Origin of the sequence: Streptomyces sp. NPDC087428, from assembly GCF_044744085.1 — a bacterium.
GTDB lineage: Bacteria > Actinomycetota > Actinomycetes > Streptomycetales > Streptomycetaceae > Streptomyces.
In genome coordinates, this window is sequence record NZ_JBIUXR010000010.1 from 165,184 (window position 1) to 190,208 (window position 25,025).

Annotated in this window: 25 protein-coding genes and 1 pseudogene; 15 read left to right on the top strand and 11 right to left on the bottom strand. The window is 71.1% G+C overall.

Going from position 1 to position 25,025, the window contains the following annotated elements; genetic code table 11:
- The first annotated feature begins 52 nt into the window (after positions 1 to 52).
- Positions 53 to 631, top strand: coding sequence for an exonuclease domain-containing protein (locus tag ACIO3R_RS22325; protein ID WP_385038812.1), 579 nt, complete (start codon positions 53 to 55; stop codon positions 629 to 631).
- Here the strand turns inward: ACIO3R_RS22325 and trpS are convergent.
- Together trpS and ACIO3R_RS22335 are read right to left on the bottom strand one after the other, a co-directional pair.
- Entirely contained in the window at positions 628 to 1,680 is a 1,053-nt protein-coding gene (gene trpS, locus ACIO3R_RS22330; protein WP_385038809.1) for a tryptophan--tRNA ligase, read from the bottom strand. The genes ACIO3R_RS22325 and trpS overlap by 4 nt on opposite strands.
- Positions 1,681 to 1,905: 225 nt before the next feature.
- Positions 1,906 to 2,310, bottom strand: coding sequence for an ATP-binding protein (locus tag ACIO3R_RS22335; RefSeq protein WP_385038806.1), 405 nt, complete (start codon positions 2,308 to 2,310; stop codon positions 1,906 to 1,908).
- A gap of 517 nt (positions 2,311 to 2,827) precedes the next feature.
- Here ACIO3R_RS22335 and ACIO3R_RS22340 point away from each other — a divergent pair.
- The 5 genes from ACIO3R_RS22340 to ACIO3R_RS22360 all read left to right on the top strand — a co-directional run bounded on the left by ACIO3R_RS22340 (position 2,828) and on the right by ACIO3R_RS22360 (position 5,674).
- Entirely contained in the window at positions 2,828 to 3,706 is an 879-nt protein-coding gene (locus tag ACIO3R_RS22340) for a DUF5753 domain-containing protein (RefSeq protein WP_385038803.1), read from the top strand.
- A complete protein-coding gene (locus tag ACIO3R_RS22345; RefSeq protein ID WP_385038800.1) occupies positions 3,703 to 3,909 on the top strand; it encodes a DUF397 domain-containing protein in 207 nt (68 codons plus the stop codon). Before ACIO3R_RS22340 ends, ACIO3R_RS22345 begins: the two co-directional genes overlap by 4 nt.
- Before the next feature lie 122 nt (positions 3,910 to 4,031).
- Positions 4,032 to 4,313, top strand: a complete 282-nt coding sequence (locus ACIO3R_RS22350; RefSeq protein WP_402108084.1) for a hypothetical protein — start codon at positions 4,032 to 4,034, stop codon at positions 4,311 to 4,313.
- On the top strand, positions 4,285 to 4,806 hold the full coding sequence (locus ACIO3R_RS22355) for a DUF6879 family protein (protein ID WP_385038797.1): 522 nt from the start codon (positions 4,285 to 4,287) through the stop codon (positions 4,804 to 4,806). Before ACIO3R_RS22350 ends, ACIO3R_RS22355 begins: the two co-directional genes overlap by 29 nt.
- Before the next feature lie 16 nt (positions 4,807 to 4,822).
- Complete coding sequence (locus tag ACIO3R_RS22360) at positions 4,823 to 5,674, top strand: helix-turn-helix domain-containing protein (protein WP_385038794.1); 852 nt, start codon at positions 4,823 to 4,825, stop codon at positions 5,672 to 5,674.
- A gap of 440 nt (positions 5,675 to 6,114) precedes the next feature.
- Here the strand turns inward: ACIO3R_RS22360 and ACIO3R_RS22365 are convergent.
- A pseudogene (locus tag ACIO3R_RS22365) lies at positions 6,115 to 6,234 on the bottom strand (DUF6126 family protein); the annotation flags it as partial.
- 243 nt (positions 6,235 to 6,477) lie between these two features.
- Between ACIO3R_RS22365 and ACIO3R_RS22370 the strand changes: the two are divergent.
- The 3 genes from ACIO3R_RS22370 (at position 6,478) to ACIO3R_RS22380 (ending at position 8,771) form a co-directional block, all read left to right on the top strand.
- Positions 6,478 to 7,554, top strand: a complete 1,077-nt coding sequence (locus ACIO3R_RS22370) for an LLM class flavin-dependent oxidoreductase (protein ID WP_363021116.1) — start codon at positions 6,478 to 6,480, stop codon at positions 7,552 to 7,554.
- Positions 7,555 to 7,558: 4 nt separating this feature from the next.
- Positions 7,559 to 8,212, top strand: a complete 654-nt coding sequence (locus ACIO3R_RS22375; protein ID WP_385038790.1) for an FMN reductase — start codon at positions 7,559 to 7,561, stop codon at positions 8,210 to 8,212.
- Between the two features lie 136 nt (positions 8,213 to 8,348).
- Complete coding sequence (locus ACIO3R_RS22380; RefSeq protein WP_363021297.1) at positions 8,349 to 8,771, top strand: universal stress protein; 423 nt, start codon at positions 8,349 to 8,351, stop codon at positions 8,769 to 8,771.
- A 237-nt stretch (positions 8,772 to 9,008) separates the two neighbouring features.
- Here ACIO3R_RS22380 and ACIO3R_RS22385 read toward each other — a convergent pair whose 3' ends face one another.
- Both ACIO3R_RS22385 and ACIO3R_RS22390 read right to left on the bottom strand, forming a co-directional pair.
- The gene (locus tag ACIO3R_RS22385) at positions 9,009 to 10,109 is read right to left on the bottom strand and encodes a MerR family transcriptional regulator (protein WP_402108405.1); all 1,101 of its coding nucleotides are present in this window, start codon (positions 10,107 to 10,109) and stop codon (positions 9,009 to 9,011) included.
- Between the two features lie 166 nt (positions 10,110 to 10,275).
- Positions 10,276 to 10,680: a hypothetical protein gene (locus ACIO3R_RS22390; protein WP_402108087.1), complete on the bottom strand. Its 405-nt coding sequence runs from the start codon at positions 10,678 to 10,680 to the stop codon at positions 10,276 to 10,278.
- A 121-nt stretch (positions 10,681 to 10,801) separates the two neighbouring features.
- Here ACIO3R_RS22390 and ACIO3R_RS22395 point away from each other — a divergent pair, with 121 nt between their 5' ends.
- The 4 genes from ACIO3R_RS22395 (at position 10,802) to ACIO3R_RS22410 (ending at position 15,083) form a co-directional block, all read left to right on the top strand.
- The gene (locus ACIO3R_RS22395) at positions 10,802 to 11,698 is read left to right on the top strand and encodes a hypothetical protein (protein ID WP_385040128.1); all 897 of its coding nucleotides are present in this window, start codon (positions 10,802 to 10,804) and stop codon (positions 11,696 to 11,698) included.
- Between the two features lie 134 nt (positions 11,699 to 11,832).
- On the top strand, positions 11,833 to 12,792 hold the full coding sequence (locus tag ACIO3R_RS22400) for an NADP-dependent oxidoreductase (RefSeq protein ID WP_402108089.1): 960 nt from the start codon (positions 11,833 to 11,835) through the stop codon (positions 12,790 to 12,792).
- A 57-nt stretch (positions 12,793 to 12,849) separates the two neighbouring features.
- Positions 12,850 to 13,101, top strand: a complete 252-nt coding sequence (locus ACIO3R_RS22405) for a DUF2630 family protein (RefSeq protein ID WP_363021098.1) — start codon at positions 12,850 to 12,852, stop codon at positions 13,099 to 13,101.
- Between the two features lie 65 nt (positions 13,102 to 13,166).
- A complete protein-coding gene (locus ACIO3R_RS22410; RefSeq protein ID WP_402108408.1) occupies positions 13,167 to 15,083 on the top strand; it encodes an FUSC family protein in 1,917 nt (638 codons plus the stop codon).
- Positions 15,084 to 15,124: 41 nt separating this feature from the next.
- Here the strand turns inward: ACIO3R_RS22410 and ACIO3R_RS22415 are convergent, their stop codons facing one another.
- Positions 15,125 to 15,529, bottom strand: coding sequence for a S4 domain-containing protein (locus ACIO3R_RS22415; protein WP_311304551.1), 405 nt, complete (start codon positions 15,527 to 15,529; stop codon positions 15,125 to 15,127).
- Positions 15,530 to 15,809: 280 nt separating this feature from the next.
- Between ACIO3R_RS22415 and ACIO3R_RS22420 the strand changes: the two genes are divergently transcribed.
- Positions 15,810 to 17,279, top strand: coding sequence for a VWA domain-containing protein (locus ACIO3R_RS22420; protein ID WP_402108094.1), 1,470 nt, complete (start codon positions 15,810 to 15,812; stop codon positions 17,277 to 17,279).
- Here the strand turns inward: ACIO3R_RS22420 and ACIO3R_RS22425 are convergent.
- Both ACIO3R_RS22425 and ACIO3R_RS22430 read right to left on the bottom strand, forming a co-directional pair.
- Positions 17,228 to 18,424: a sensor histidine kinase gene (locus ACIO3R_RS22425; protein ID WP_385040139.1), complete on the bottom strand. Its 1,197-nt coding sequence runs from the start codon at positions 18,422 to 18,424 to the stop codon at positions 17,228 to 17,230. The two genes, ACIO3R_RS22420 and ACIO3R_RS22425, sit on opposite strands and share 52 nt — an antisense overlap.
- Positions 18,421 to 19,074 carry a response regulator transcription factor gene (locus tag ACIO3R_RS22430; protein WP_385040154.1) on the bottom strand — a complete coding sequence of 218 codons (654 nt, stop codon included), beginning with the start codon at positions 19,072 to 19,074 and terminating at the stop codon, positions 18,421 to 18,423. Before ACIO3R_RS22430 ends, ACIO3R_RS22425 begins: the two co-directional genes overlap by 4 nt.
- 149 nt (positions 19,075 to 19,223) lie before the next feature.
- Between ACIO3R_RS22430 and metG the strand changes: the two genes are divergently transcribed.
- Positions 19,224 to 20,837 carry a methionine--tRNA ligase gene (gene metG, locus ACIO3R_RS22435; RefSeq protein ID WP_402108096.1) on the top strand — a complete coding sequence of 538 codons (1,614 nt, stop codon included), beginning with the start codon at positions 19,224 to 19,226 and terminating at the stop codon, positions 20,835 to 20,837.
- Between the two features lie 96 nt (positions 20,838 to 20,933).
- Here the strand turns inward: metG and ACIO3R_RS22440 are convergent, their stop codons facing one another.
- The 3 genes from ACIO3R_RS22440 to aspS form a co-directional block, all read right to left on the bottom strand.
- A complete protein-coding gene (locus ACIO3R_RS22440) occupies positions 20,934 to 21,770 on the bottom strand; it encodes a L,D-transpeptidase family protein (RefSeq protein ID WP_402108098.1) in 837 nt (278 codons plus the stop codon).
- Between the two features lie 248 nt (positions 21,771 to 22,018).
- Positions 22,019 to 22,969 carry an intradiol ring-cleavage dioxygenase gene (locus tag ACIO3R_RS22445; RefSeq protein WP_385033006.1) on the bottom strand — a complete coding sequence of 317 codons (951 nt, stop codon included), beginning with the start codon at positions 22,967 to 22,969 and terminating at the stop codon, positions 22,019 to 22,021.
- Positions 22,970 to 23,175: 206 nt separating this feature from the next.
- Positions 23,176 to 24,960: an aspartate--tRNA ligase gene (gene aspS / locus ACIO3R_RS22450; RefSeq protein ID WP_363021092.1), complete on the bottom strand. Its 1,785-nt coding sequence runs from the start codon at positions 24,958 to 24,960 to the stop codon at positions 23,176 to 23,178.
- Positions 24,961 to 25,025 lie beyond the last annotated feature (65 nt).

The window sequence follows — 25,025 nt, forward strand, 5'->3', positions numbered from 1 at the left end:
CCCTGGCGGAAATCGGGGTGCCCGGCACCGCCGCCGCTCCTACCCTCACCCCATGACCAGCGAACCGGGGCAGGACCTTCTCAACGTCATCGACATCGAGGCGACCTGCTGGGACGGGCAGCCGCCGCCCGGCGAGATCAGCGAGATCATCGAGATCGGGCTGACCGTCGTCGACCTGGGGGCCCGCGAACGCCTCGCCCGCCACCGCGTCCTGGTCCGCCCGGACCGGTCGGCGGTCAGCGCCTTCTGCACCGAGCTGACGGGACTGACCGGGCCAGAGGTGGCCACCGGTATCCCCTTCGCCGACGCCTGCCGGCTGCTGGCGGCCGAGCACCGGGCCGGTGTCCGGCCGTGGGCCAGCTGGGGCGACTACGACCGCAACCAGTTCGTCCGCCAGTGCCGGGCGACCGGCACCCCCTACCCGTTCGGCCACCGCCACACCAACGCCAAGATCCCCTTCACCGCCACCCACGGCCTGCGCAAACGCCCCGGCATGGCGACGGCCCTGCAGATCGCGGGGCTCCCGCTGGAGGGCCGCCACCACAGCGGCGCGGACGACGCGTGGCACATCGCGGCCCTGATCCTGGACGTCGCGGACCGCGGCGGCTGGCCGCCGGCGAACGCACGCTAGACCGAACTCCCCATCACCTCCCGCACCTGCGTCAGCGTCGCGTCGGCGATGGCGTTCGCCCGCTCGTTGCCGGCGCGCAGCACGGACCGTACGTACCCCATCTCCCGTGCGTACGCGGCCCGGCGGGCGCGCATCGGTGCGAGCCGGGTGTTGACGGCGTCGGTCACGGTCCGCTTCAGGGCGGCGGCGCCCCCGCCGCCGATCTCCTCGGCCACGGCGTGCGGCTCGCGGTCGAGGCAGAGCGCGGCCAGCAGCACCAGGCCGGACACGCCGGGGCGCCCCTCGGGGTCGTAGGTGATGTGCCGGTCGGCATCCGTGGTGGCGCCCTTGATCAGGCGGGCCGTCTCGTCCGTACCGGCGCCGAGCGCAATGGAGTTGGCGCGGCTCTTGCTCATCTTGGTGCCGTCGGTGCCGAGCAGTTGCGGCGCGGCGGAGAGCAGCGCCTCGGGTTCCGGGAAGACGGGCCCGTACCGCTCGTTGAACCGCCGGGCCACTGTCCGGGCCACTTCGAGATGGGGCAGCTGGTCCCGGCCGACCGGCACCAGATTGCCCTTGCAGAACAGGATGTCGGCCGCCTGATGGACCGGGTAGGTGAACATCAGGCCGCTGACGGAGGCCTGCCGGGAGTGCGTGATCTCGTCCTTGACCGTGGGGTTGCGGCCCAGCTCGGCGACGGAGACCAGGCTCAGGAACGGCAGCATCAGCTGGTTGAGCGCGGGCACGGCGCTGTGGTTGAAGATCACCGAGCGTTCCGGGTCGATGCCGACGGCGAGGTAGTCCAGCAGCAGCCCCTCCATCGTCGCGGTGAGCCGCTCGGCGACGTCCCGGTCGGTCAGTACCTGGTAGTCGGCGATGAGCACGAACACCTCCACGCCGAGGTCCTGGAGCCGCACCCGGTTGTGGAGCGTGCCGAAGTAGTGCCCGAGGTGAAGCGCCCCGGTGGGCCGGTCGCCGGTCAGGACCCGGAAGCGGGCGGGGTCGCGCCGGATCCGCCCCTCCAGAGTGTCGTTCTGGACGGCGTCGGCGTCTGCGCAGGTGGTCGTGGTCATGAGTGGTCTCTCCTCGCGTCGGTGTGTGCGTGGAGGACGGCCCGCCGGGCGAGGAGCCCGCACCGGAAGAGGGCAGAGAAAAAGGGCCGTCCATGTCGAACGGCCCTGGTCCCGCGCAGAAGAGGTAGCCGCTCCTAGGAGGAGCGCCACCAGTTCCGGCACGGTACGGAGGTCATGCGGCGATGGTAACGCGGCCCGGCCCAGCGCCACAGCACATTCCGGATGTCACCGGTCGGGCGTCAGCTCCGCCCACACCACCTTCCCGGGCCCGCACCGCGCCCCGTACCCCCACCTGTCCGCCAGCGCGGCAACAAGGATCAGCCCCCGCCCACCGGACGCTCCGGGCTCCGGATCGCGCACCTGCGGCGCCACGTCCGAGGCGTCGTGCACCTCGATCCGCACCCCGCCGTCCACCAGCCTGAACCGGGTCTCGATCTCCCGCCCCGGCGAGACCCGTGCGTGCTGACCGGCGTTGGTCAGCAGTTCGGAGAGCACGAGCGCCGCCGCCTCCTCAAGACCCGAGAGCGCCCAGCGCGCGAGCACGGTCCGCAACTCTGCCCTGGCGCGACCGACGCAGCGCGGATGGCGGCTCCAGCGCAACACGACGGTGCGGTCCGGTGCCTCCCCCATCACCACACCACCACGCCGTAAACCAGGCTGGGCCCTGCCTCGATGCCGTGCTGAGCCAGCCACCACACCCGCCGCCGCTCCCGCCGAAACCGGTTCTCGGCGCGTGCCCAACGAGCGAACTCGATCTGCCGAGAGTTCATTTGCGGTCTGGCGCGCGCTGGAAAGGACAGACGGACAGGCTCGCCGTCCAGCCGCCCGCCCCCTGAGCGTCCGGTTGAAGCGAAGCGGATCACACCGCGGAGCCGGGAGATAAAATTCCACACGTCGACGCTCCTCCAAAGTGTTGGCCACGCCCCCGGACCGGTGCAACGGTCGCGGGGGCTCCTTGCTGCCACGAAAGAACCCCACTCATTGCACACTGGTGCGCGCAGAGCGTTACGCAATGACGCTAGGCGTGTTCGAATCACTTCCGCAAGCTCAACTTCCGCAAATTTGCGACTACGGTGAGTATCGAGGGTCGTCGGCTACGCCTTCACTCAACAACGGCGCACTGGAACGAACGTCAGGAGGAGTCACGATGCCCGCAGGTGGAAGGCCCACTGTCCGAAGTCGGCGCCTTGGAGCGGCACTGAAGCGCCACCGTGAGGCGGCAGGGCTCGACCAGGCCGCCGCAGCCGAGGCGATCATGAAATCGGTCACCAAGGTCAGCCGTATGGAGGGTGGCCTTGTGTCGGCCTCGGCCTTGGAAGTCCGCACGCTTCTGGACCGGTTCGAGGTCCGAGACCCCGGAGAGCGGGAACGGCTGGAGCGTTGGGCACGTGCGAGCAATGAACGGGGCTGGTGGCTCGACTACCAGGAGACCGTCCGACCTGACTACGCAGACCACATCACGCTCGAGAATGACTCCACCAACATTCGCTCCTGGGAGCCTGCTCTCATCCCAGGACTCCTGCAGACTCCGGAATACGCGCGCTCCGTGATCACGTCCGGGCCAACGTTCATCACTCCCGAACGCGTCGACCAACTGATCGAAGTACGCCAGGAGCGTCAGCGGAGAATCGAAGCGGGCGGCACACACTTCACCGCGATCATCTGGGAGCCGGCCGTTACGGCACTTTCCAACGATCTCGACATCTGCACCGGCCAGTGGCTGAGACTGCTGGACACCGGACGGCGGCAGAACGTGACGGTACAGCTGCTCCCGACATCGGCCAGCAAGATCGCCGGGATGTCCGGCCCCTTCGTGGCCTTCTCATTCGGGGTGGAACCGAACGTGGAAGCAGTCGCCGTTCGTAACGTGGCCAACACTTCGATCGTGGAGGCTCCGGAGGACCTGGCCCTCTACTCCAACGTCTTTGACCAACTACGCTCGGCAGCCATGTCGCCACAGGAGAGCGCCGGTCGCATTCGGCAGCTTCTCGGCAACGCAGAGCAGCCCACGAAAGAGGCACCGTGACTTCCGAGATCATCACCTCGTTCCGCAAGTCGTCCTACTCGGATCAGCAGGGCGATTGCCTGGAGATAGCCGGAACAGCGGGCGAGAGCCATGCCATCCGGGACAGCAAGGGCCTTGACGGGTACGTTCTCCGCATAGGATCCGGCCCTTGGTCAACGTTCTTGACAGCAGTGAAGACAGACACCTTCTCCGCCGACTCCTGACACGACGCCATTGCTTAACACGCCTCTTCTCAGGACCCGTCAGGAGTCCGGCTCTCCGCGTTGCCGGACGTCCGTCGCGCCTCTGAGGCACCCTTGACCACGGCCGCCGCGAGGATACGCTCGTGGAACCAATCGGAACCCATGAGAAGGCGGCGACGATCATGGCCCTACGGTTCATTGCGAAGGACCCCAACACCAACGGGGCTCAGTGTCCTACGGCATGGGTGGACGATGAAGCGGAAGAAATCGTCATTCAGGGCTGGAGTGCCGGGCAGGAACTCCTGGACCGGTGCCGTGAGTCCGGGCCGATCCCCGCGACCGAAGCAGTGGTGCGCGTACCGATTCGCATGGTGCCCGCGCTGAGGAAGGCATGCGATGTCGCAGACCGACTGGGCGTTCACTGACCTGCTGGCCACCACACGGAATTCGGCTGTGCACCTCGAAATGCGCGATTCGTACGGGATCGGTGAGGAGGCTACCGAATTCGGCAAGTGGTGCGAGGGGTGGCGCCCTGAACCCGATCCGGCCACGTGGTGGAACGACTTCCACACGCGGGTTCGCGACGCGACGCACAGAGGGGTCGTGTTCCGCCGAGCCCGTATCGTCTCCGAGCCTGCGAGCACCTACATCAGGTACGAACACGACTGCACCTACCAGAACATCGCCGCCGGCGAGTCGGTCCGGTGGCTGCCACGACGCAGGGCTTCGGATCTCGCCCTGCCGGGAAATGACTTCTGGCTGTTCGACGGACACCTGATCATGTGGAACCACTTCACGGGCGAGGGAGCCTCGGTGGGGCCGGAGACGGACGATCGGGAGAACCTGGCGAAGTTCTGCGCGACGGCGTTCGAAGCCGTCTGGGAGCGCGCCACACCCCACGAGGAATACCGGATCTGAGGAACGCGACCCAGACATGCCCGCGTCCCCGTCATCAAGCGTCCGGGAAGCCCGCAAGGCCGTAGCGGACCGGTTGCGGGAGATCAGGAAGGACGCAGGCCTGTCCGGCCACGCCCTGGCGACCAGCGCCGGGTGGTACAAGTCCAAGGTCTCCCGCCTCGAAAACGCAGTCACCTCTCCGGCGCCCGAGGATATTCGCGCGTGGTGCCATGCCTGCGGGGCAGAGGACCGGGCCGCCGACCTGATCGCCGCCGCCCGCACCGCTGACACCATGTATGTCGAGTGGCGCCGCGTCCAACGATCCGGCCTGAAGCAGCTCCAGGAGTCCTACCTCCCCCTGTACGAGCGCACAGAGGTATTCCGCACCTACTGCGCCAATGTTGTCCCCGGGGTTCTGCAGACTCATGCCTACGCCTCCGCTCTGCTGCGCTCGATCCATGAGTTCCACGAGACCCCCGACGATGTGAGCGGGGCTGTCGAAGCCAGGCTGGATCGCTCCGCGCGGGTGGTGCGCGAAGGGAACCACCGTTTCGCCCTGGTGCTCGAAGAGTCCGTTCTGCGTCATCGTGTGGGCGACACAAGGACGATGGCGGGGCAACTTGGCTACCTGCTCTCGGCCATGACGTTCCCGTCCGTCTCACTGGGCGTGATCCCGTTCGCCGCAGAACGCCGCATGTGGATGGTCGAGACGTTCAGCGTGTACGACGAGAGACAGGCTGAAGCGGAACTCCTGACGGCACGCGTGAACATCACGGCACCGAGCGAGGTCCGGCAGTACCTCAAGGCGTTCGGAGAGTTCAGCCGCCTCGCCGTCTTTGGCGCCGGTGCACGGTCCCTGATCACCTCGGCCATCGACGCGCTGGAGTGACCTGTGTGGAACTCCGTGGAACTTTCTGGGAGTTGAACCCCAGTCCTTCTAGCGTTGCCGTCATCAGAGCGACGCTAGGGGTTCATCGATGTCCGACCGAACGACACTTCCTGGTCCTCCCACTGGAATGCCACTGAACCCCGAAGCGGGACCGGCCCCGGTCAAGGGCTGCGATGTATGCCAGGCACTCGGCAGGGAACGCCACGCCGCCCGAGCCAAGGGCGACATGTCCAAGGTCTCGGACACGAACGTGGAGATCCGCCGGCACCCGCACGGAGCGCAGCGACCATGCCCGTGATCCGCACAAACGCGAGCTCCCGCGGGTCGGATACCTGCCCGTAGTCCCCCTCGTGGTCCCTGGTCAGCGCGGCCAGCAGTTCGGGGTCGGAGTGGACCTCGGCACTGTGCTGCCATGCGGTGAGCACCTGGAAGCACTTCGCTCACTTCTCGGCGTGCTCGCCCACATAGAACAGAATCCAGACGAAGCCCGCGAACAGGTGCGTGGCGAAGATGTAGATGAAGACGCGCAGGGCGACGCCGCGCTCCTTCCAGGCCTCCGTGCCGCCGCCGTAGTCGCGGTCGGTCTCGCTCGCGGGCTCGGGCGGAGGTGCGTCGTCGTTCCCGGGGCCGGTCCCGCTCATGTCCGCTTCGCCTCCGTCCTGACCGGGGCTCGGGCGGCCTCCGTACCCGTTCAGCGTACTCAGGGCCCGCTCCGGGCGGGCCCTCGGAATAGGGAAGGGGGATGCTCCGTTGTAGGGTGTGTTCACATAGTTCAATGTTCAACAATATTGGAGGCGGGCGCCATGCAGTTCGGGATCTTCACCGTCGGGGACGTCACCACCGACCCGACGACCGGCCGGACGCCGAGCGAGCACGAGCGGATCAAGGCCACGATCGCCATCGCGCAGAAGGTGGAGGAGGTCGGCCTCGACGTCTTCGCGACCGGTGAGCACCACAACCCGCCGTTCGTCCCGTCCTCGCCCACGACCACCCTCGGCTACATCGCCGCCCGCACCGAGAACCTGATCCTGTCCACGTCCACGACGCTGATCACCACCAACGACCCGGTGAAGATCGCCGAGGACTACGCCACGCTCCAGCACCTCGCCGACGGCCGCGTCGACCTGATGATGGGCCGCGGCAACACCGGCCCGGTCTACCCGTGGTTCGGCAAGGACATCCGCCAGGGCATGCCGCTCGCCATCGAGAACTACGCCCTGCTGCACAAGCTGTGGCGCGAGGACGTCGTCGACTGGGAGGGGAAGTTCCGTACGCCGCTCCAGTCCTTCACCGCGACCCCGCGCCCGCTGGACGGCGTCCCGCCGTTCGTCTGGCACGGCTCGATCCGCTCCCCGGAGATCGCCGAGCAGGCCGCGTACTACGGCGACGGCTTCTTCCACAACAACATCTTCTGGCCCATCGAGCACACCAAGAAGATGGTGCGCCTGTACCGGCAGCGCTACGCCCACTACGGGCACGGCACCGCCGAGCAGGCCATCGTCGGCCTGGGCGGGCAGGTGTTCATGCGAAAGAACTCGCAGGACGCGGTACGGGAGTTCCGCCCGTACTTCGACAACGCACCGGTCTACGGGCACGGCCCCTCGATGGAGGACTTCACCCAGCAGACACCGCTGACCGTGGGCTCCCCGCAGGAGGTCATCGAGCGGACGCTGTCCTTCCGGGACGCCGTCGGCGACTACCAGCGCCAGCTGTTCCTGATGGACCACGCGGGGCTGCCGCTGAAGACCGTCCTGGAGCAGCTCGACATCCTCGGCGAGGAGGTCGTACCGGTGCTGCGCAAGGAGTTCGCCGCCCTGCGGCCGGCCGGGGTCCCCGAGTCCGCGCCGCTGCACCCGGCCGTCATCGCGAAGGAGAGCTGACACCGTGTTCGCCACCGAACCGCTGAGGATCGTCGCCGTCTCGGCCGGGCTGAGCCGCCCCTCGTCGACCAGGCTGCTGGCCGACCGGCTGGCCGGGGCCGCCCGGGACCGGCTGGACGCCGAGCAGGACCGCCCGGTCGAGATCCGGGTGATCGAGCTGCGTGACCTGGCCGTCGACATCGCCAACCATCTGGTGACCGGGTTCCCCTCGGCCACCCTGGAGGAGGCGATCGGCGCGGTCACGGAGGCGGACGGTCTGATCGCCGTCAGCCCGGTCTTCACCGCCTCGTACAGCGGGCTGTTCAAGTCGTTCTTCGACCTCGTCGAGAACACTGCGCTGACGGGCAAGCCCGTCGTCGTCGCGGCGACCGGCGGCACCGCCCGGCACTCGCTGGTGCTGGAGCACGCGATGCGCCCGCTCTTCGCCTACCTGCGCGCCGTCACGCTGCCGACGTCGGTGTACGCGGCGTCGGAGGACTGGGGCGCCTCGGGCGACGCGTACGCCGACGGGCTGCCGGCCCGGATCAAGCGCGCGGGCGGCGAGCTGGCGAGCGCGATCACCGGGGGCCGGGCCGTCTCCGGGGCGTCCAGGGCCCTCGGTGTGGACGACGAGGTGGTCCCGTTCGAGCAGCAGCTGGCCGGTCTCCGGCCGGCCTGACCGACCCGAGTGCGGCGGTATCGACCCCCGGCGCTGTGGTTTCGTCCTATTTGATTAGAGTTGGGCGGGAGGGCGCGTCGTCGGGACACCGCACGGCGCACCCGTGCAACCGAGCCGAACCGAGCTGGAGGCAGAGATGGGCAGGATCGTGGTGGGCGTTGACGGCTCAGAGTCGTCGATCAAGGCACTGCACTGGGCCGTACGCCAGGCGGAGCTGACCGGTGACACGGTCGAGGCCGTCAACAGCTGGGAGTACCCCGCCACCAGCTGGGCGTCCATGATGCCGGGCCTGCCGGAGGACTTCGACCCGCAGGCCCTGGCCACCGTGTCGCTCACCGAGGCGCTGGAGGAGGCCCTCGGCGCGGTGGGTGCCGCCGCGGTCAGCAAGGTCGTGGTGATCGGCAACCCGGCGCAGACCCTGCTGGACCGGGCCGAGGGCGCGAGTCTGCTGGTGGTGGGCGCACGCGGATACAGCGGCTTCAAGGCCACCCTGCTCGGCTCGGTCAGCCTCCACGTCACCCAGCACGCGCCGTGCCCGGTGACGGTGGTGCGCGGCTGACGCCGACACGGCACAAGCAGGGGCGGACCGGCGCGATCGTTTCCGATCGCACCGGCCCGCCCTCTGTCGTCCCGCACGTGCACCACGACCGTACGGGTCCGCCCTCTGCCGTCCCTCGCGTCGCCACGCCCGCGCGGGCCCGCCCTCTGTCGTCCCGCACGTGCACCACGACCGTACGGACCCGCCCTCCTGCCGTCCCGCGCGTTCCTCACGCCCGCGCGCGCCGGTTCCGTACCGTCACAGCTCCACGACGTCCGCCACCGCACAGGCCACGTTGTCCGGGGCGCCCGCCGCACCGGCCAGCGCGACCAGCTCGCGCACCGCCGTGCCGGGGCCGTCCGCCGCGGCGAGCACGCGGGCCAGTTCCCTGCCGTCGACGACCGCCGAGAGCCCGTCCGAGCAGAGCAGATAGCGGTCACCGGCGCGGGCGTCCCGCACCCCCAGATCAGGACCGGAGCCCTCGACCGGCGCTGGGCCGCCGCCCCGCGCGGAGCCGTCCCGGTCGCCGCCCGACAGCACCTTGAGCAGCAGCGCCCGCCGCGGGTGCGACGCCGCCTCCTCCTCGGTCAGCGAACCGTCGTCGATCATCGACTGGACCAGGCTGTGGTCGTGCGTGATCCGGAACAGTGCGCCCCCGCGCAGCAGATACGCCCGCGAGTCCCCGATGTGCACGAGCCCCAGCCGTTCCCCCGTCCACACCATCGCGGTCAGCGTGGTCCCCGACGCCTCGGGCGCCCCGCTCCCCGCCACCGCGTCCCGCACCGCCCGCGCGGCCCGCTCCGCCGCGTCGTGCAGGACGTTCAGCAGCTCCGCGGCCGGCACCGCTCCCCGCGCCACCGGTTTCAGGGCGTCGATCGCGGCCGTGCTCGCCTCCGCGCCGCCCGCGCCGAACCCGTCGGCGACCGCGAGCAGCCGGGCGCCGGCGTACGCCGCGTCCTGGTTGGTCTCCCGCACCGCACCGGTGTCGGTGCGTGCCGCGTACCGGATTCCGAGCGTTCCCACCTGTGTCATGGCTTCCTCCGTCGACAACTGGTCGATGAGGAAGGCAGCGAGGTCCCGCCGGGCCGCCGTGTCGGCCTCGACCCGCGCCCAGTACGCCCGCACCGCCGCGGCGACCGCGCCGGCGTCCAGCGCGATCACCTCGGTGATCCGGGCGAGCGGCATGCCGATCCGGCGGAGCCAGGCCACCAGCCTGGCCGTCTGCGCCTGAGCCGGGTCGTAGTAGCGGTAGCCGTTCACCGGGTCGACGAGCGCGGGCTCCAGCAGACCGAGCTCGTCGTAACGGCGCAGCGCCTTCGCGGACAGGCGGGACAGCCGGGCGAACGCCCCGATCGTCATCAGCGCCGCTCCGGGCGGCCGCCGCCCCTGCCCGTCGTCCGTCACCGTCACCTCGTGCCTCCTCGTACCGGGCGGTGCTCGCCCGGCACGCCGATCCTTGGCCTTCCCCCGCGGAGAAGGTCAAGGATCGCTGACGGAGGCGGACGCGGTCTCGGGGCCGGCGCGCTCAGTCCTCGTGGGTGTAGAAGGCGTAGAACGCGGCGAGCAGCATGCCCACCCCGGTCAGCAGGCCCAGCACCGACGCCGCGAGCACGCTCTTGCCGGACAGGCTGTACAGGAAGCCGATCGACCCGCCGAACAGTGCGCCGTAGGCCGCCGCCGCGGGCATGGCCGCCAGCCGCTTCTGCATCCGGCCCAGGCCGAAGCAGAGTGCCGCGAGGACGGCGCCCGAGATCAGCCCGAGGGCGAGCTGCCCGCCGGTGAGGACACCGCCGCCCCGGACGATGGACGTCGCGTACCAGCCGAGGATCACACCGAGTGTGACGGGCACGGCCCAGCTGAGGGTGGAGTGGTGCCGGGCGCGCGCTCGCGAGCGCGTTCCGCGTGCCTGCACCGAAGCGTGTGCGGCCATGGCGGCAAGCTCCTTCCGTCGCCCCCTCTTTCCCTCCAGAGCACACCTGCTCGCGCCGCCCGGCAACTCGAATGGCTCACGGCCCGGGGCGCTCCCGGCGCATCCGGGATTCCCTGGTGGGGTGCGGACCTACTTCTCGACGGCACTCTCGGCGGCCCTCCTGGTGCTGCTCGCCGTCCTGGTACCGCTGAGCGCGCTCTCGGCGTGGGTCGATCTGGAGATCGACGACACCGACCGTTACGTCGCCGCCGTGGAGCCGCTCGCCTCCGATCCCGCTGTGCAGACCACCGTGGCCGACCTGATCACCGACGCGGCGATGAAGCAGATCGACGTCGGTCCGCTCGGGGACACCGTGCGCGGCTTCCTGCACCAGGCCGTGCAGTCCTTCACCACGACCGATGCCTTCCGGGCGGCGTGGACGGCCGCGAACCGCACCGCCCACGAGGCCGTCACCGCCGCACTGGACGGCGGGACCGGCGAGAGCGTCACCATCGACCTGGCACCCGTGACGGAACAGGTGAAGCAGAACCTGCTGGACAACGGGGTGCCGTTCGCCGACCGCATCCCCATCGAGCACACCGACATCCAGATCGTCTCCGCCGACCGGGCCGACCAGCTGCGGCAGAGCTTCCGGTGGCTGCGGGCCGCGAGCATCTGGCCGGCCGTCGGCACGCTGGTGTTCGCCCTGCTGGCCGTGGTCCTGGCGTGGGTGCGCGGCGGGCCCGGCCGCCGGGGCTCCGCGCTCGCCGCGCTGGCCGCCACCGCCGTCGCCGGAACCGGCTTCGCGGCCGGCGCGCTGCTGCTGCGCGGCGCGCTCGCCTTCGCCCGCAACCGGGTGCTGGCCGAGGTGCCGGGCAACGAGACCGACGGCGCGGCCGCGGTCTACGACGCGCTGACGGCGTCCCTGCGCACGACGGTGTGGATCGTCCTCGGTGCGGGTCTTGCCCTGGCGGTGTGTGCGGTGGCGGCACGGATCTGGGCCCAGCGGGTGCTGCCGGCGCCGTCGCCCGAGGCGTGACAAAGGCGCCCCGCGGGCGCCGACGTGCGGGCGCGGGCGCCGACGTGCGGGCGCGGGCGCCGACGTGCGGGCGCGGGCGGGCCGGGGAAGAGTGGATCGCGTGCACTGCCGGGGGCGACTGGGAGGTCTTCCGTATGCGAGCCATCGCCGTCGGCGCGTTCCGGGCCGACCCCGCACTGGTCGAGGTCCCCAAGCCGGAACCGGCGCCCGGCGAGGTACGGGTGAGGGTTGAGTACGCCTCCCTCAACCCCTACGACTGGCAGACGGCCGACGGCTCCCTGGAAGGACAGGTCCCGCATGTGTTCCCGCTGGTCGTCGGCGTGGACTTCGCGGGCCGGGTGGACATGATCGGCCGCGGCGACAACCGCTTCCGGGTCGGCGACAAGGTCTTCGGACGGACCGGCCCGGCGGTCGGCGCCGGTACGTACTGCGACTACGTCTGCGTCCCGCAGGACGCCGCCGTCACGCTCGTCCCGCCCGGCCTGGACGCCCGGACCGCCGCCGCGCTGCCGACAGCCGGGACGGCGGCCGCACAGATCCTGGAGGCGGCGGCGCTCCGCGGCCACGAGAGCCTGCTGATCATCGGCGCGGCGGGCGGCGTCGGCAGCTGTCTGACCCAGCTCGCCAGGGCCCGCGACGTGCGCGTGATCGCGGCGGTGCGCGGCGACGAGCGGTCCAGGATGGCGTCGTTGGGCGCCGCCGCCACGGTCGACACCACCCGGGGCCCGACGGCCGACTCGGTACGGGCGGTCTGCCCGGACGGCATCGACGCGCTGGCCGACCTGGTCTCCGACACCCCGGAGGCGTTCGCCGTCCAGGCCGCGACGGTCCGGCCCGGCGGCATCGCGCTCAGCACCCGGGACGCCGCGGCCGGGGCGGCGCTCCCCGGGGGCGTGCGCGGCATCGACTTCCGGCTCGACCCGAGCCCCGTCCTGCTGGACGTCCTGGCGGCGGGCGCCGCGGAAGGGGTGCTCCGGGTGCCCATCGACATCGAACTCCCGCTGGAGAAGGCACCGCAGGCCCTGGACCGCAACCGGACCGGCGGGGCCCGCGGCAAGACCGTCATCGTGCTGCGCAACCAGCGCCACCGCTGAACCGCACCCCCGGCACATCGGCCGGCACCCTCCACCACCGAGCGGAACGAGGACCTCATGAGCGACCAGGAGCACGACATCATCGGCAGCATCGACGGACTCGTCGCGGAGGAGCGTGCCCTGCGCGACCGCGGCGGCCGCGACCCGGGCCTCACCGCCGACGAGCGGAAGCGACTGCGTACGGTGGAGGTCAGGCTCGACCAGTGCTGGGACCTGCTGCGGCAGCGCCGCGCACTGAGCGAGTTCGGGGACGACCCGTCACAGGCCCGGGTCCGCCCGGCCGACGAGGTCGAGGGATACCGCGGCTGACCGCTGAGCACCGGAGGGGGTACGGATTGGACGGCACAGGTTCCGCCGCGGCGCCGCGGCGGGGGATGCCGCCCGTCTGGCTCCGGTACGGGCTGCGCCCGCAGCCCACCCCCGTCCCCTGGGCCGCCGTCGCCCGCGCGTCCGTCGCCCTGGCCGTGCCGCTCGCCGCCGGATTCGCCGTCGACCGGCCGGTGTACGGGGCGCTCGTCTCCATGGGCGCGCTCTCCGGCGTGATCGGCGACACCGCCGACGCGTACCGGATGCGCATCCTCAACATCGCCGTACCGCAGGTGTTCGGCGCGCTCGGCATCATGACCGGCACGCTCGTGCACGGGTCGGGCTGGGGCGCCGTGGCCGTGCTCACGGTCATCGGGCTCGTCTCCGGGATGATGTCGACGATCGGCGCCGTCGCCTCCGTATCGGGGCTGCTGCTCCTGCTCAACTCGGTGGTGGGCGCCGGACTTCCGATGCCGGAACCGTGGTGGGTGGCGCCGCTGCTGCTGACGCTCGGCGGACTGTTCGTCCTCGCCCTGACACTGCTGGCCTGGCCCCTGCGGCGGAAACTCCCGGAACGGGTCTCGGTCGCCGGGACGTACTGCACGGTCGCCGATCTGCTCGCCGCCGCCGGCACCGACGCGTACGAGGAGAAGCGGCAGGCCGTCACCCAGTCCCTCAACACCTCCTACGACCTGATCCTGGCCCGCCGCGCCCGCTACCACGGCCGCAGCGGCGCCATGGTGCGGATGCTGTCCCAGCTCAACGTCGTCATCCCGCTGGTCGAGGCGGCCCCCGCGGTGCACCTGCGGCGGCGCCCGCTGCCTCCCGAGATCCCGGCGGCGGTGCGGAAACTGGCCGACGACATCGAGGACAGCCGCACCGGCGACGCCGAACCCGCCCTGCCCGCACCGGACTCGCCCGCCACCCGGGCCGTGGACAGCGCCCTGCGGCACGCCGCGGCGGTCGTCCACAAGGCGGAGCCCGACCCGTACAACGTCGACGACCGGCTCGGACGCCCCGCCGCGCTGGGGGTACGCGTCCGGCGCGCCACCCGCAACGTCCTGCTCTCCGGGCCCTCGTGGCGGTACGGGCTGCGCCTCGCCCTCTGCATCGGGCTGGCCCAGTCGCTGACGTCACTGGTCGACGTGCCGCGCTCCTACTGGGTGGCGCTGACCGTCACGTTCGTCCTCAAGCCGGACTTCGGTTCGGTGTTCTCCCGCGCCGTGCTGCGTTCGGTGGGCACGGTGGCGGGCCTCGTCATCGCGGCGCCGGTGCTGGCGGAGGTGCCGATCGGCTGGTGGGACGTGCCGGTGATGGTGCTGCTCGCCGCGCTGATCCCGGCGTTCACGGCGAAGGGTTACGCCTTCCAGACTGCGGCCGTCACCCCGGTCATCCTGCTCCTGTCCGACCTGCTGAACCACCAGGGCGTGGACCTCGTCTGGCCGCGCCTCCTGGACAGCCTGATCGGCTGCGGCATCGTGCTGGTGGCCGGATACCTGCTGTGGCCGGAGAGCTGGCACACCCGGATCGGCCACCGCCTGGCCGACGCGGTGACGGACATCGCGGACTACGTGGCGTACGCCTTCGAACCGGAGGCCTCCGGCGACCGGGCGGAACGGGTACGGGCCCGGCGCCGCATCTACCGCGATCTGTCCTCCGTACGCTCCGAGTTCCAGCGCGCCCTGACGGAGCCGCCCCCGACCGGCCGCCGGGCCGCCGCGTGGTGGCCCCTGGTCGTCGCGGTGGAACGGATCGTGGACGCCACGACCGCGGCCCGGGTCCGCGTCAACCACGGGGCGCCGGAACCGGAACCGGCCGAGGTGGCCGAGGTGCGGCAGCAGCTCCGCGAACTGGCGGCGGGCATCAGGGCGAGCGAGGTCCTGGTGGAGGTCCGGGCCGAACTCCCGGGCGACGACGAGGGCGTACTGGCCCCGCTGCGCCAGGAGGTGGCTGCGGCCAGGGCGATCACCTCGCCACAGCCGTAACACCGCGCCCGAACCGGCCCGGTCGCCCCCGCACGGCCCGGTCACTCCGCGGGCGGGCCGTCCCCCCGCAACCGGTCCATCTCGCGCCGGTCCCGCTTCGTCGGCCGCCCCGCGCCCCGGTCCCGCACCGGCACCTGGATCGCGGCCTCGCGCGGCGGCGGGGGCGGGCTGTTGTCGACGAAGCACTCCGCCGCCACCGGAGGCCCGACCCGCTTCTTCACGATCTTCGACACGACCACGACCCGGTCCCGGCCCGCATGGCGCAGCCGTACCTCGTCGCCGACGTGCAGCGCCTGGGCCGGCTTGGCGCGCTCGCCGGCCACCTTCACATGACCCGCGCGGCAGGCGGCGGCAGCCTGCGCACGCGTCTTCGTCAGCCGGACCGACCAGATCCAGACGTCGACCCGAACGCTGCCCGCCGCCTGCGGAGCCTCACCGGAAACCATGCTTCCGACTCTAGTGCGCCCGGTACGCGTGGGGCCCGGCCCCGCGCGTCAACCAGGCAACTCAGCACTACAGAAATACATGTGAATGACGTACATCAGACCACCACAGCGCGGTGACAGGACTCGGTCCGGGATCGGTTTCGGCTCAGTTGTCCCTCAGGCGGGCCGCACCACCGAACGGCCTGATCCGGCCGCTAACCTTACGTATCCGCCCTGGCCAGGGATCAATTCCCGCAGTACGGACATTCATCGCACCCAACTCACGTGAAAGGCCTCGCCCATGGGCATTCGGAGCTTGCTGCGCAAGGTGTTCGGCCGTGACGTCACGGAGCAGGACGGCCCGACGACGGCCACGGTCCCGCCCCAGGGCGAGCGCACCCGGTCCACTGAGTCGGAGTCGGTGGCGGTGGACGAAGCGGTTGTGCAGGCCGAGTCGGAGCCCGAACCCGCCGCGGCCGCCAAGGCATCGGTACCGGCCCCGGCCTCCTCCACCTCGTCCCGGTCCGCCACGTCCGGGTCCGCCGAGTCCGGGTCCGTGACGACCCGGACCGCCACGTCCCGGTCCGTCAAGGACGACGGCGGTCTGGCGACGGATCTGGTGGCAGCCGCCTTCGACAAGGCCGCCGCCCCCGCGCCCAAGGCCACCCCCACGGTTCCGTCGCAGGGCTCCGGGCCCCGGGCGAAGGCCGCGGAGGCAGAGCCGGAGTCGAAGCCGGAAGCGGAAGCGAAGCCGGAGCTGGAACTGAAGCTGGATCTGGAGCCGAAGCCGGAGCCGAAGGCGGAGCAGGGGTCGAAGCAGGTCGAGGAAGCGGCGGATGCCGTGGCCCCGGCGCCCGTTGAGGCTCCGGCCGAAGCCCTCGCAGCCGCCGCAGCCGCCGAGCCGGTCGCCGCCGAGGCCGCGCCCGCGCCGATCACCATCGACATGGACCCGGAACCCGAACCGGAAGTGGAGCCGGTAGCGGAGCCGGTGGCGGAAGCCGCACCGGAACCGGAACTCGAAGCCGAGCCCGAACCGGCCGCCCCGGCCCCCGCTGCCGTCTCCACCCCCGCCTCCGCCTCCGCCCCCGCCGACGGCAAGCCCGCGCTCTCCCTCGCCCGGGTCAAGTCCCGCGCGCCGGAGCTCGTCGCCCCGTACAAGGCCGCCCAGGCCGGTCTGAAGGCGCACGGGCTGACCGGTCTGCGCGCCACCGTCTACCTGGTCCTGGACCGGTCCGGCTCCATGCGGCCGTTCTACAAGGACGGTAGCGCCCAGCACCTGGGCGACCGCACCCTCGCCCTCGCCGCGCACCTGGACGAGAGCGCCACCGTCCAGGTCGTCTTCTTCTCGACGGACATCGACGGCACCGGCACGGTCGAGCTGTCCGGCCACGAGGGCCGGATCGACGAGCTGAACGCGGGCCTCGGCCGGCTCGGCCGGACGAACTACCACCGCGCCGTCGAGGAGGTCGTCGCGCACTACGAGAAGTCCGGGGCCACCGGCCCGGCGCTGGTGATCTTCCAGACGGACGGCCCGCCGGACGTCAAGCAGGCCGCCCGCCAGGCCCTGACCGACGCGGCACGGCTGCCGCTGTTCTTCCAGTTCGTCGCGTTCGGCGACGAGGACGCGAAGGGCTTCGACTTCCTGCGGAAGCTGGACGCCCCGAACGCCGGCTTCTTCCACGCGGGCCCCGCCCCGCGCGAGGTCGCGGACGCCGCGTTCTACCGCGAGGTGCTCGCCGCGCTGCCCGCCTGGGTCGCCGCCGGCGCCTGACCGGCCGGCAGGCGTACGGTCACGGCGAGCCCGCCCTCCGGGCCCGGCACCGCCGTGACCGTACCGCCGTGCGCCACCGCTATGGAACGCACGATCGAGAGACCGAGTCCGGAGCCGCGCCCCATCCGGTCCTTGCCCTCGCCCCTGCGGAACGGCTCGAACAGCCCGGGGATGTCCGCCCCGTCCACCACGGGACCGGTGTTGCAGACCCGGAGCACCCCGTCCCCGCCCCCGGTGGTCAGCGACACCTCCACCGTCCCGTCGGGCACGTTGTACGTCACCGCGTTGGCCAGCAGATTGGCCACCAGCTGGGCCAGCAGCATCCGGTTCCCCAGCACCGCGCAGGGAACGGACCCGACCGTCACCCCCGGGTGCCGGCCCGCCTCCTCCGCCACCACCCGGGCCAGGTCCACGCCCTCCCGCTCGCCCTTCGCGAGCCCGCGCTCGCTGCGCGCCAGCACCAGCAGGCCTTCGATGAGCCGCTCGCTGCGCCGGTTGTTGTCCAGGAGCGTCTGCCGGGTCCGTACGAGGTCGTCCGGCGTCGGGTCGTCCAGGCCGACCTGGATCGCCGTCCGCTGGGTGGCCAGCGGGGTCCGCAGCTCGTGCGAGGCGTTGGCGATGAACCGCCGCTGGCTGTCGAAGGCCCTCTCCAGCCGGGCGAGCAGCGCGTCGAGCGTGTCACCGAGTTCCTTCAGCTCGTCGTCGGGGCCGCTGGAGGCGATCCGCTCGTGCAGCGTGTGCTCGGAGAGGCGGCGCGCCTTGGCGGTCATGGCGTGGACGGGCCGCAGGACCCGCCCCGCGGTCCACCAGCCGACGCCCACCGCGCAGGCCGTCATCACGAGCAGGGAGGCGGCGGACCAGATGAGCAGCTGGTGGCCGGCCGCGTCGCTCACGTGGTCGGTGAGGTCGTAGACGGTCGGCGGGCCGAGGCTCCGGCGGGTGACGAGGGGGCCGTTCACCGCGTAGCCGGGCTGGACGACCGCGGCCGTGCGGGCGATGGAGCGGGCCTGCGAGTCCGTACCGGCGCGGGAGGCCAGGTTGACGGTGACGAGCAGGGCGGTGCCGAGCACCAGGAACACCCCGCCGTACACGAGCGCGATCCGGGTCCTGATCGTGGAGTGCGGCACCCGGGCCGGATGCCTCACAGGGCGTACCCGACGCCCTGCACGGTGCGGATCACCGCCGGTTCGCCGAGTTTGCCGCGCAGCTTGCTCATGCAGACGCGGACGGCCCCGGTGAAGGGGTCGGCGTTGGCGTCCCAGGCCCGCTCCAGCAGCTCCTCCGCGCTGACCGTCCCGCCGTCGGCCTCCAGGAGCAGTTGCAGCACGGTGAACTCCTTCGGCGAGAGGTCCAGCTCCTGCCCGTCCCTGGACGCGGTGCGCCGTACGGTGTCGAGCCGGATTCCGTACCGCTCCAGCTGCGGCGGCACGGGGCGGGCGCTGCGGCGCCGCAGCGCCCGGACCCGGGACACCAGCTCGGGGAACTCGAAGGGCTTGCCGAGATAGTCGTCGGCGCCCAGGTCGAGCCCGGAGACCCGGTCCTCCATGGACCCGGCGGCGGTGAGCATCAGGATCCTGGTCCGGGAGCCGGAGGCCACGAGTGCGCGGGCCACGTCGTCGCCGTGCACGCGGGGCAGGTCGCGGTCCAGGACGACGACGTCGTAGTCGTGCAGTCCCAGGTAGGCCTGGGCGGCGTCACCGCTGTACACCGTGTCGACGGCGAACCCCGCCCGCCGCAGCCCGGTGGCGACCAGCTCCGCCAGGATCTCCTCGTCCTCGGCGACCAGTACCCGCATCGTGATGTCCTCTGCCTCGTACATGCGTGTCCACTCCATCCCAGGATGCGTCTTTGCTACGGGAAGCGATGTTTCGCAAAGCTCTCCGCATCCGCCCCCGCGTTTGTTCGGTGCGAGTGGATCTCCCACGGACCGTTAGGATTTCGACCATGGCGGCCACTGGATCAGAGAAGCAGGGGGGCGAGGACGTGCGGAGTTTCTACGTCTCGACCCCCATTTACTACGTCAACGACGCTCCTCACCTGGGCCACGCCTACACGACCGTCGCAGGCGACGTGCTCACCCGCTGGCACCGCCAGCGCGGCGAGAAGGTGTGGTACCTCACCGGCACGGACGAGCACGGTCAGAAGATCATGCGCACGGCCGAGGCGAACAACGTCACGCCCCAGGCGTGGTGCGACAAGCTCGTCGAGGAGTCCTGGAAGCCCCTCTGGGAGCACCTCGGCATCGCGAACGACGACTTCATCCGTACGACGGAGAAGCGGCACACCGACCGGGTGCAGGAGTTCGTGCAGGACCTGTACGACAAGGACGAGATCTACAAGGGCGGGTACGAGGGCCCGTACTGCGTGGGCTGCGAGGAGTACAAGCTCCCCGGCGACCTCATCGAGGCCGAGGACGGCACGAAGCTGTGCCCGATCCACAAGAAGCCGGTGGAGATCCTCAAAGAGGAGAACTACTTCTTCAAGCTGAGCGCGTACGGCCCGAAGCTGCTGGAGTTCTACGCGGCCAACCCCGGCTTCATCCAGCCGGAGTCGGCCCGCAACGAGGTCGTGAACTTCGTGAAGCAGGGTCTCCAGGACCTGTCGATCTCGCGCTCGACGTTCGACTGGGGCGTCCCGGTCCCGTGGGACGACAAGCACGTCATCTACGTGTGGGTCGACGCGCTGCTCAACTACGCGACGGCGGTCGGCTACGGCTCCGACCAGGAGAAGTTCGACCGTACGTTCCCGGCGAACGTGCACCTGGTGGGCAAGGACATCCTGCGCTTCCACGCGGTGATCTGGCCCGCGATGCTGATGGCCCAGGGTCTGCCGCTGCCGGGCAAGGTCGTCGCCAACGGCTGGCTGATGGTCGGCGGCGAGAAGATGTCGAAGTCGAACCTGACGGGCATCAAGCCGCAGGACCTGACGTCGCACTTCGGCGTGGACGCGTACCGCTGGTACTTCCTGCGGGCCATCGCCTTCGGCAGCGACGGCTCGTTCTCCTGGGAGGACTTCACCGCCCGCTACACCTCCGAGCTGGCCAACGACTACGGCAACCTGGCCTCGCGCCTCGCGGCCATGGTCGGCAAGTACTACGGCGGTGCGCTCCCCGAGGCCGCGGCCGCGGGCGAGGCCGAGCAGGCGGTGCACGACGGGCTGTCGAAGGCCGTCGCCGTGGCCGACCGGAAGATCGGCGAGGAGCTGGACTTCCAGGGCGGCATCCTGGCGATCTTCGACTTCGTGAAGCAGGTCAACGGCTACATCACGGAGCAGGAGCCGTGGAAGGTCGCCAAGGACGAGTCGCCGGAGGGCCGGGCCCGCCTCGCGACGATCCTGTACACGGCCGCGGAGGCGCTGCGCGGTGTCGCGGTCCTGCTGAACCCCGTCATGCCGGACACCTCGCAGCAGCTGTGGGAGTGCCTGGGCGCCGAGGAGTCCCTCGGCGCGCTCTCCGGCCGGCGCGTGCAGAACGCCGCCGACTGGGGCCAGCTGCCGGCCGGCGCGACGGTGACGAAGGGCGCGGTGCTGTTCCCGCGTCTGGAGGAGAAGCCCGAGTAACGGCTCGTACGTACGCGAAGGGGCGGGAACCGCGCTGACGGTCCCGCCCCTTCGCGCGCGTGAACCGGGTCCTCCCGGCCCGCCGCGCGGTCGCTCTCAGGCGCTCAGGGACGCGGCGTCCCCCATCACGACGACGGGGTCCCCCGAGGGGTCGAGCAGGCCGAGCAGTTCCTTCATCCGGTCCTCCGCGATCGATACGCAGCCCTGGGTGGGGCCGCCGTGGTCGACGTGGATCCAGATGCCGCCGCCGCGCTCCGTGCCGAGCGGACGGGTGTGGTCCAGGGGCGAGGTGCCGGGGAGGCGGTTGTAGTCGATGGCGACGACGTAGTCGAAGGACCCCTCCAGCGGCTCCCCGTGGAAGCCCTCGCCCGCCACCCTGAAGTCCGGGCTCAGGTCGTACGGGAACGCCGTGGCCGGAGGGTCGAGCCGGCCGCCCGCCGCGGTCAGCGTGTAGACGCCGACGGGTGAGCGGAGATCGCCCTCCCAGTGGTCGGAGGTCCAGCCGTTCAGGGCGTTGTGGGCGGGCCAGGGCGCCATGGCCGCCCGCCAGTCCGCGGCGGGGCCGTCCCGGGTGTAGAGCACGGCGGTGGAGCGGTTGGAGTCCGCGGACTCGCCGGTGACGACGAACGCCTGACGGGCACCGGCCGGGATCGCCGCCCTGGTCCGCGGGCCGAGGCCCGGGATCTCCCGCGGCGGGGCCGGCGAGGGTCTCGGCGGCGCGGCGGCGGGCCCGGTCGACGGCGGTGCGGCCGACGCCCCGCCGGCCCCCGGCGGGCCGGGAACGCCGGGGGCGCCCGCGCTCCTCGTGTGCGTGCCGCTCCCGCCCGGACTACCGGCGGTGCCATCCGTTCCGCACCCGGCCAGGAGCAGGACGAGGACGGCGCAGACGACGTACGGGAGCCGGCGAGGAACGCTCGAACGGGGCACGGACACGGAGGGGCTCCTGAACGGTCGGTGGCGATGCCGCGGGGGCTTTGCGGACACGGTTGGGGGTCCGCTGTGCCGATGTCGTCCCAGGCAGTCTTTGCCGCAGCCGGGTTTCGCCAATCCGGCCCCGGGGCCATCCGGCTGTAACCGTTCAGGTGATTTGTGTACTTGTATGCCCGGAGCCCCTCCGTGCGGCGGCGCGCGACCGGGTCAGGTCTGCGCGGTCACATCCCCGTCCCGTCCTGTCTGCGCGGTCACATCCCCGTCCCGTCCTGCGTCTCGTCCGGGTCCACACCCATGGTGATCGAGCCGACGACACCGCGCGCCATGTGGTTCTTCCGGTACGAGAGCTTCATCAGCCCGCCCGTGACACCGCTCTGGTCGTAGATGGTGTCCTCGGTGAGCGTCGTGCGGGTGGTGGTGCTGGTCGAGTACGGCTCGGCCTTCGCCGAGTCGAGGACCGCGGACTCCGCGAAGAAGAACTGGCCGGTGTGGCAGGTGTGCCCGCCCTCGTACCCGGCGTCGGTCATCTTGCCGCCGACGTGCACCTTGGTGTGGATGTGCACGGCACGGCCCTGGTACCAGCCCGGGAAGACCGTCCGGAACTCCACGTACCCGTGCTGGTCGGTGAGCTGGGTGCCCCGCAGATAGCGCTCGTCGTCGGTGGGCTCGCTGTGTCCGCCGCCGGGGCCACCCGGACCACCCGGGCCGCCGGACGGGGGCGCACCGGTGGGGGCGCCGGTCGGGGCGTCCGTGGGGGCGCCGGTCGGTGGGGTGCCGCCGCCCGGACCGCCGGGGCCGCCCGTGCTCATGCTCTCGTAACCGGAGTAGACGCCCAGCGCGTCGCAGTGCCAGATGTCGACGGCCGCCCGCTTGAGCGGCTTGCAGGTGTCGGAGTCGATCACCTTGAGGCGGAGGGTCATCGGGATGCCCTCCTTGTCCTCGGTGATGTCCTTGCGGATCTTGTCAGCGTCGATGTAGTACGGGCCCTCCGTGGTCTCCGAGGTGAGCCGGTAACACGCCTCGCCCTGTCCGGTGGGCTTCTTCCCGCCGCTGCCGCCCTTGTCGGCGCTGCCCTCGCCGGCCGAGGCGTTCGCGACGGCTCCGGCTCCGATTCCGGCCGCGGCGACGGCCGCACCACCGGCGAGGATCATCCGGCGGCGGGTCAGGTCCTTCTTGTGCGCGGGTCCCTGAGTGTCTGTCATGTCCACGAGGCTAGGGAGCCCAGCTGGCAGGGGCGTGGGTGCAGCCTGTGCGTTCCTGTGCGTCTCCGGTGCGGGCCGTCGCGGCACGAGCGAGGGCGGCCGGGACGCGGAACAGCCCCCGGCCGGATGGCCAGGGGCTGTTTCACGTGAAACCCGGGCAGCTGACGGGGCTGCTTCCCGGTGCGCCTCTCGGTGCGCTTCCCGGACTACTTCTCGGTGGCGTCCTTCGCGGGCGCGACCGGCTTGCGGAGCTGGATGTTCAGCTCGCGCAGCCGGGTCTCGTCCAGCACCGTGGGCGCGCCCATCATCAGGTCCTGGGCGTTGCCGTTCAGCGGGAAGGCGATCGTCTCGCGGATGTTGGGCTCGTCGGCCAGCAGCATCACGATGCGGTCGACACCCGGGGCGATGCCGCCGTGCGGCGGGGCGCCGAGGCGGAAGGCGCGGAGCATGCCCGCGAACTCGTGCTCGACGGTCTCGCGGTCGTAACCGGCGATCTCGAAGGCCTTGAGCATCAGCTCGGGCTCGTGGTTCCGGATGGCGCCGGAGGACAGCTCGATGCCGTTGCAGACGATGTCGTACTGCCAGGCGAGGATGTCGAGCGGGTCCTTCTCCTCAAGGTCCTTCAGGCCGCCCTGGGGCATCGAGAAGGGGTTGTGCGAGAAGTCGATCTTCCCGGTGTCCTCGTCCTTCTCGTACATCGGGAAGTCGACGATCCAGCAGAACCGGAAGACGCCGTCCTCGAAGTGACCGGCGCGCTTGGCCGCCTCTACGCGGACGACCGACATGATCTTGGAGACCTCGTCGAACTCGCCGGCGCCGAAGAACACGGCGTGGCCGGGGACGAGGGAGAGCCGCTCGGTGAGGGTCTTGACGTCCGTCTCGGTGAGGAACTTGGCGATCGGGCCCGCCAGCTTGCCGTCCTCGCCGACCCGGACCCAGGCGAGGCCCTTGGCGCCGTGCTCGACGGCGTAGTCGCCGAGGCCGTCGAAGAACTTCCGGGACTGGCCCGCGGTGTCCGGCACCGGGAGGGCGCGGACGTGCTTGCCCGCGAAGGCCTTGAACTCCGAGTCCGCGAAGACGTCGGAGATGTCCACGAGCTCCAGCTTGGCGCGCAGGTCCGGCTTGTCGTTGCCGTACTTCAGCATCGACTCGCGGAACGGGATGCGCGGGAACGGCGAGGTGACGTGGCGGCCGTTGCCGAACTCCTCGAAGAGCTCGGTCATGAGCTTCTCGATCGGACGGAAGACGTCCTCCTGCTCGACGAAGGACATCTCGACGTCGAGCTGGTAGAACTCGCCGGGCGACCGGTCGGCGCGGGCGTCCTCGTCGCGGAAGCACGGCGCGATCTGGAAGTAGCGGTCGAAGCCGGAGATCATCAGCAGCTGCTTGAACTGCTGCGGGGCCTGCGGCAGCGCGTAGAACTTGCCGGGGTTCAGCCGGGACGGGACGACGAAGTCACGGGCGCCCTCGGGAGAGGTCGCGGTGAGGATCGGCGTCGCCATCTCGTTGAAGCCGAGGGCGACCATCTTGGCGCGGATCGCGGCGATGACGGAGGAGCGCAGCATGATGTTGCGGTGCATGCGCTCGCGGCGCAGGTCGAGGAAGCGGTACTCCAGACGCCGCTCCTCGTTCACCCCGTCCTCGGCGTTGATCGTGAAGGGGAGCGGGGCGGCCTCGCCCAGCACCTCGACCGCGGTGACCTCGATCTCGATCTCGCCGGTCGGCAGCTCCGGGTTGACGTTGTCCGCGCCGCGGGCGGAGACCTTGCCGTCGATCCGTACGACGGTCTCCTTGGTGAGCTTCGCCAGGGCGTCGTTGCCGGGGGTGCCGGGGCGGGCGACGAGCTGCACCAGACCGTAGTGGTCGCGCAGATCGATGAAGAGGATGCCACCCAGGTCTCGGCGATTGTGCAGCCAGCCGCTCAGCCGGACGTCGGTGCCGACGTCAGAGGCGCGGAGCTCGCCGCAGGTGTGGGACCTGTACCGATGCATCGTCGTTCATCCAGTCTTCGCGGTTGGGGGCGGATACAGCCACCCCAGGCTACCGCCCACGACCG